Annotated in this window: 6 protein-coding genes and 4 pseudogenes; 6 read left to right on the top strand and 4 right to left on the bottom strand. The window is 35.3% G+C overall.

What is annotated here, in order from left to right:
• The 3 genes and pseudogenes from F891_RS17910 to F891_RS14565 form a co-directional block, all read left to right on the top strand.
• Positions 1-129, top strand: a pseudogene (locus F891_RS17910) (IS4 family transposase); the annotation flags it as partial.
• A 277-nt stretch (positions 130-406) separates the two neighbouring features.
• The gene (locus F891_RS14570) at positions 407-973 is read left to right on the top strand and encodes a recombinase family protein (protein ID WP_004282172.1); all 567 of its coding nucleotides are present in this window, start codon (positions 407-409) and stop codon (positions 971-973) included.
• Positions 974-1,305: 332 nt separating this feature from the next.
• On the top strand, positions 1,306-1,533 hold the full coding sequence (locus tag F891_RS14565; protein WP_004812234.1) for a hypothetical protein: 228 nt from the start codon (positions 1,306-1,308) through the stop codon (positions 1,531-1,533).
• 232 nt (positions 1,534-1,765) lie between these two features.
• Here F891_RS14565 and F891_RS14560 read toward each other — a convergent pair whose 3' ends face one another.
• Together F891_RS14560 and F891_RS14555 are read right to left on the bottom strand one after the other, a co-directional pair.
• A complete protein-coding gene (locus F891_RS14560) occupies positions 1,766-2,197 on the bottom strand; it encodes a MarR family winged helix-turn-helix transcriptional regulator (RefSeq protein ID WP_000042163.1) in 432 nt (143 codons plus the stop codon).
• Positions 2,198-2,203: 6 nt separating this feature from the next.
• Positions 2,204-2,632: an organic hydroperoxide resistance protein gene (locus tag F891_RS14555; protein ID WP_004786455.1), complete on the bottom strand. Its 429-nt coding sequence runs from the start codon at positions 2,630-2,632 to the stop codon at positions 2,204-2,206.
• Positions 2,633-3,237: 605 nt separating this feature from the next.
• Here F891_RS14555 and F891_RS14550 point away from each other — a divergent pair.
• Both F891_RS14550 and F891_RS14545 read left to right on the top strand, forming a co-directional pair.
• A pseudogene (locus tag F891_RS14550) lies at positions 3,238-3,594 on the top strand (type II toxin-antitoxin system RelE/ParE family toxin).
• A complete protein-coding gene (locus F891_RS14545) occupies positions 3,587-3,889 on the top strand; it encodes a helix-turn-helix domain-containing protein (protein ID WP_001140620.1) in 303 nt (100 codons plus the stop codon). The pseudogene F891_RS14550 and the gene F891_RS14545 overlap by 8 nt, the downstream one beginning before the upstream one ends.
• A 41-nt stretch (positions 3,890-3,930) precedes the next feature.
• On the opposite strand, the pseudogene F891_RS14540 reads toward F891_RS14545, so the two are convergent.
• Positions 3,931-4,092: pseudogene (locus tag F891_RS14540) on the bottom strand (IS6 family transposase); the annotation flags it as partial.
• 93 nt (positions 4,093-4,185) lie between these two features.
• Positions 4,186-4,578, bottom strand: a complete 393-nt coding sequence (gene cadR / locus F891_RS14535; RefSeq protein WP_000550240.1) for a Cd(II)/Pb(II)-responsive transcriptional regulator — start codon at positions 4,576-4,578, stop codon at positions 4,186-4,188.
• Positions 4,579-4,667: 89 nt separating this feature from the next.
• Between cadR and F891_RS17600 the strand changes: the two are divergent.
• Positions 4,668-5,041 (top strand): annotated as a pseudogene (locus tag F891_RS17600) (cation transporter); the annotation flags it as partial.

The following is a 5,041-nucleotide window of genomic DNA, read 5'->3' as shown; positions in this document are numbered from 1 at the left end:
TGGACAGTTCAACGTTTACTCAGAATAATTCAAGTGAATTTGTTTGAAAGAAGAACTTTAAAAGCTTTATTTTCACCCGATAAAATACCCATAAAACAAGAGGAAGCTCAAATGAGCTTCCTCTTGTGAAAAATTGTGGGACAGCAATGCTCCAAAAGCCCCTTTTTTCGGATTCTGGTTGTTCAGGGGTAGCAATCTGTTTAGGTGAACCATACTGGGTTTATTGGAGACAAGTTTTTAAATCTAATTTATGTAACTATAGAGTATACTCTAAAGTTACAATCTGAAAGTTCATGAAATTATGTATCATTTAAATGATTTTTAATCATAAATAACATGTAACTTTAGTATTAAAGATTTATAATTTACGAAATTGTTCATTTTTATCCAATTGGGGCGTGAAAAATTGAAAGGCCAAAAAGTAGGGTATATCCGGGTAAGTTCTGTCGAGCAAAACACTGGACGTCAACTTGAGGGAATTGAAGTCGACCGGATTTTTGTTGACCGTGCTTCAGGTAAAAATACTGACCGACCTAAATTTCAGGAAATGTTGAACTATGTCCGGGAAGGGGACAGGGTGATTGTACATTCCATGGATCGTTTTGCGCGAAGCCTGAAAGATTTGGTCACTGAAGTAGATAAACTGGTCAAACGAGGGATTGCCATCCAGTTTGTAAAAGAAAATATTACTTTTACGGCCGAATCCACCCCGATGGATAATTTGATGCTGCAATTGATGGGTGCTTTTGCACAGTTCGAACGTGAGATCATTTTAGAGCGGCAAAAGGAAGGAATAAAACTCGCCTCTGCTCAGGGGAAGTACAAAGGTCGGGTGCATAAACTAAAGCCTGACCAAGCTGAAGCTTTACGACAAGCATGGAGGGAAGGGAAGTATCCATCAAAAATGGCATTAGGAAAAGCTTTTGGGATTAGTCGTCAGGCGGTATACCGATATTTACAAGTTAGTGAATAGCTTATTGGGATTGGCAACTAAATTTAGTTTAACTTATAAAAATCATGAAACATTGTTCGAATTTTAAGCGTGGAACATAAATAATCAATAAAAAGCCGCTCTGGTACCCTATGCCCCACAACGGCTTGATCTAATATACTGAAATTTAATGATAAATATCAAGTATTTCGTATAAGGTGTATTATGTTATTTTTAGAAAAACTTAACTTAAATAGATAAATCTAATATATTATCTTTCTCACAATTTCATAAATATCAATTATCTAATAAGCTTTAAATCCTCTTGCTAAGTCTGTATGGTGTTTTATCAGAAAGATACTATAGAGGGTAATATGCATAGTTTTTCTGTAAAAGAATTGGATCAGTTGATTGAAAATGATCTAAAGGAAAAGAAAAAATCCAGTAAGTTATTGATTGGATATAAACTATTTAATGATCTAATGAATGACCCTAAATTTTATGCAGAAGTGACAGATTCAGCCCTGAGTGCCACAAAACGAAAATATAAGAACCTCAAGATCAAGATTACGACGGATAAATATCAACTTCATTTTGAATAAAACATAAAAAAGAGAGCTAGCAGCTCTCTTTTTTATGATAGAAGTGTACTCACTAGTACACTTCTATCATATCCATTTTACATAATGGTCATTATGAATAGTTATTACAATTTCATTAATTATCATATAGATATATTTTTTTGACTTCGTATAAGGTGTATTATGTTTATTTTAGAAAAACTAATTGATTCTTGAAAGTAAACAGGCTTCCATTATCAGATATTAAGAGGTCTCAAATTCTTTCTGATAATAGATTAACTAATACTTTTAATTCATCTCGTAATTGATTTAAGTTATCAAACTCAATGTTCTTGGTAAGCTCTTTAGGAATCTTTTCTGCTTCAGCAGATAAGTCTCGCCCTTTATCTTTTAATGAAATAAGAACTCGTCTTTCATCATTAGGATCACGTGATCGATTAATTAGACCAGATGTTTCCATTCTTTTTAATAGTGGGGTTAATGTTCCACTATCAAGATGTAAAATTTGTCCAAGATCACCCACACTTACACATTCTTTTTCCCACAAAACCAACATCACTAAATATTGCGGATAAGTGAGTCCGAGAGGTGTAAGAAAAGGGCGATAAGCTTTTACGATTAAATTAGATGCAGCATAAATAGGAAAACATAGTTGCTCATCTAAGCAAAGCTGATTCTTGGACATAGCTTTTTATTTGGTATAGACAGTGGTAGACACCTGTATATTACCTCGAATAGCATTGGAATAAGGACATACTTGATGCGTTTGTTCCACGATTTTCTCTGCATCAGCTTGTGAAATACCTGAAAGCGTGACATCTAAGTGTACTGTCAAGGCAAATCCACCATTGCCATTAGCAACCATTCCAACAGTACTCAGGACCTCTACATCGTTATCACGGATTTTATATTCTTTATTGCTACGAGTTACATGGATCACTGCATTTCCAAAGCATGCAGCATAGCCAGCTGCAAATAATTGTTCAGGATTCGTTGCATCACCTTTACCACCTAATTCTTTTGGCAAAGCCAATTTTAGTTCTAAGATACCATCTTCACTACGAATATTTCCTGAACGTCCACCGATTGCTTTAACCTGGGTAGAATAAAGATTACTCATTTTGATTACCTTTAAATAAATACATTGTGTGCAATATAATTGCACACAATGTATTTATGTCAACTGTTTTTTATATTCCATTTAACATAATGGGCGTTATACGAAATACACTTGTATATTAATATAAATATCAAACACTTAATAAAAATAGAAAAATCCAAGAATGCCCAAAAATCCGATTTTGAAACAAGTCGGCTTTTTTATGAGCGGTTTTGATACTTCTTGCCAATAAATTTGACTAAAAAATAGTCAGTTTTGAGGTTTTTCAAATTTTATCAATGCCTCAATGTCCAAAATTATCCACATTTTTTGTGGATAAAATTTAGGCTATTTTGTAAGCCCTGGCTCATACCAATCTCGGCCCTTTGCTGCTATCCGCAATACTGGAAATTTCCTATCATGAAGACATAGAGAGCAGGATGCTCCAGATAAAAAGAATAAGATGAACAACAAGGAACGTGAGATCAGACAGGAGTCAGATCTAAGCGCCAAATATGGAAAAGCCCGACAGGATGTCGGGCTTTTTTATTGCCTATCCTTTCTCATTTGCAAAACAAACATAATGCCCCTAAAATATAGACTATAATCTATATTTTGGTTGTGGTATGTGGACAGTCATTACGACAGATCTATTTAATCAGTGGCTTGAACAGCAAGATGAACCTACACAAGAGAAGGTCCTAGCTGCCCTGGTTGTTCTACAGCAGTAGGGACCGAGTTTAGGCCGTCCTTTAGTAGATACTGTGTATGAGTCTAAATTTACCAATATGAAAGAACTGCGTGTTCAACATCGCGGTAGACCCTTAAGAGCTTTCTTCGCATTTGATCCCTTACGACAGGCTATTGTTCTATGTATTGCTGATAAAGGCGGTAAAAAGCGTTTTTATAAAGACATGCTGGATATTGCAGATGAACAATACCAACTTCATCTCACTACCCTAGGAGATAAATCTAATGGCTAAGACTCTGCAAGAATTGTTAGCTAGCCGCTCTCCAGAGAGCCAAGCCCGTATTCAAAAAATGGCTGATGAATTACTGCTAGAAAATCAGCTTCATCTTATTCGTGAAGAACTCGAAATTTCTCAAAAAGAGCTTGCTGAAACTTTGGGAATAAAACAGCCATCGCTTTCAGCAATAGAAAATCGTGGCAATGATCTTAAGATTTCAACCATGAAAAAGTATGTTGAGGCAATGGGTGGGAAGCTCCGTATTGATGTAGAGCTTCCAACAGGAAAACATATAGGATTCAACGTTTAACAATAAAAATGGGAGCTATAGGCTCCCATTTTTAGATTCGTATAACGTTGAACCCAACGGTAAATAGTCGTGTGATCAACATTCACACCCCGTTCGGCCAGCATTTCCTGCAGTTCACGATAGCTAATGCCATATTTACAATACCAGCGCACAGCCCAAAGAATGATTTCGCCCTGAAAATGCCGACCATGGAAAGGATTCATATGCTGCACCTTTAGCTAAAACAGTCTTCAGCTTACCATTCGTGGTTATTTGCAACAGTGCCGATTTTTTGAAAAAAGCATAGGTCTAGATAATCAAGCTAGATTTTTTAAAACTCCACATTGGTCAATTGTACATAAACCATCACAAGTACCTCTTAAATCAGATAGTTGTTCAATAAGCTTTTGTTGCTTGATTATATTTTCTCTGATAGCACTGACATGTAAGTCAATTAATTCATTCACATCTGAACAATTTTTCTCAGGTTTGTCTTTATAGGTAAGTAATTGACGAATTTCATTCAAACTCATATTTAAAGTTCGGCAATTCAAAATAAATTTAATTCGCTCAACATAGCCTACATCGTAAAGGCGGTAATTTCCTTCCGTTCTTTCCGGTTCCGGAATTAAACCTTCCTTTTCATAAAACCTAATTGTTAATACTGAACATGAGGTTTTTTTAGAGAGTTCACCAATTTTTAAATGCATTGAGTTAGTATTTCCAAAGATTCTTGACTCTATAGTAACTATAGGGATTCTAATATTCAAAGTTTATAATTTTTTTAATGGGTATAATTATGAGTGGTTGTGGATGTAGTAAAGAAACACCATGCGAAGATAAGAAATCTCAACAAGAAAATCATCCATCAATTGCAGAAGCAAACAATTCAAAGAATTGTGATAATACGCTTAGCTGTTGTGGTGAAGAGGAAGAAAAAAAATCTTCATCTCCTTGCTGTAACACTTCAAACAGTTGTGAAGATACCGCTCAATCCTGTTGTGGTTCTGATCCCAAAGAAAATTTAAGCACTGAAGACGTTTTAAAAGATTCGCACTACATGAGTGAATACTTAGTTCCCAAAATGGATTGTTCTGCGGAAGAACAGATGGTTCGTATGGCGCTATCTTCAATTGATGGTGTTCAAAAACTCATCTTTGATTTACCTAACCG

The organism is Acinetobacter sp. CIP 101966 (genome assembly GCF_000369725.1).
In the GTDB taxonomy this organism is placed as follows: Bacteria; Pseudomonadota; Gammaproteobacteria; order Pseudomonadales; family Moraxellaceae; genus Acinetobacter; species Acinetobacter lwoffii_Q.
This window is presented reverse-complemented; position numbering and strand designations above follow the sequence as displayed.